This is a genomic window from Embleya sp. NPDC056575, assembly GCF_042793325.1.
Classification (GTDB): domain Bacteria; phylum Actinomycetota; class Actinomycetes; order Streptomycetales; family Streptomycetaceae; genus Embleya.
The window spans coordinates 1-1,157 of sequence record NZ_JBHTVA010000192.1; the positions used below are offsets into that span (position 1 = coordinate 1).

At 65.9% G+C, this 1,157-nt stretch carries 1 protein-coding gene; it reads left to right on the forward strand.

The window, feature by feature from the left end:
• A partial coding sequence (locus ACFRCG_RS48665; RefSeq protein WP_380043101.1) for an AMP-binding protein occupies positions 1-1,157 on the forward strand: 1,157 nt, incomplete at both ends.

Sequence of the window (1,157 nt, forward strand, 5' to 3'; positions counted from 1 at the left end):
GGTGGACACCGGGACGGGCATCAGCGAGGCGCCGACCGAGTTCGGGCTCTCCGTGCACGCGCACGGCGACCGCAAGATCGGCATCCACAGCGACACCGGCCTGATCACCCGCGCCAACGGCGAGCTCCTGGCCCGGATGTACCGCGAGGTTCTGGAGTCGATCGCGAACGGGCTCGACGGAGAGATCGGGCTCGACGGAGAGATCGGGCTCGACGAGTTCGGGACCACGGAACCAGTACAGGGGGAGGCTGAAGTGGGCGTTCTCGCTCATGAGTTGTTCGAGGAGTGGGTGGTGGGGTCGCCGGGTTCGGTGGCGGTGGTGGCGGGTGGGTTGTCGTTGTCGTATGGGGAGGTGAATGAGCGGGCGAACCGGTTGGCGCATGTGTTGCGTGCGGCGGGTGTGGGTCCTGAGGATTTGGTGGGTGTGCATCTGGAGCGGGGTGGGGATCTGGTTCCCGCGTTGTTGGGTGTGCTGAAGTCGGGGGCGGGTTATCTGCCGTTGGATCCGGCGAATCCGGTGGAGCGTCTGGGGTTTGTGCTCGGGGATGCGGGTGCGCGGGTGGTGGTGACGACGTCGGCGTTGTTGCCGTCGTTGTCGGGTGTGTATGCGGGTGCGGTGGTGGTGCTGGACGCGGAGGAGACGTGTGCCGCGTTGGCTGCGGCGTCGGTGGAGAATCCGGTGCGGGTCTCTGATCCGGACAATGTGATCTACACGATCTATACGTCGGGTTCGACGGGTCGGCCCAAGGGTGTGGTGCTGACGCATGCCAATGTGGTGCGGCTGTTGGAGACGGCGCAGGAGCATTACGGGTTCGATGAGTCCGATGTGTGGTCGATGGCGCACTCGTATGCGTTCGATGTGTCGGTTTTCGAGATGTGGGGTGCGCTGGCTCATGGTGGGCGGCTGGTGGTGGTTCCGCAGGCGGTGACGCGTGCGCCGGAGGAGTTTTTGGATCTGCTGGTCGGGGAGGAGGTGTCGGTTCTCTCCCAGACGCCGACCGCTTTCCGGTCGCTGGTCGCGGCCGCCGCCTCCGGTGACCGCCGGGTTCACGAGCTTTCCCTGCGTGCTGTCGTCTTCGCGGGGGAGAAGCTGGAGGTCTCCGAACTCCGGCCGTGGACGGATCTGTTGGGCCTCGACGCTCCCGCGCTCGTCAACA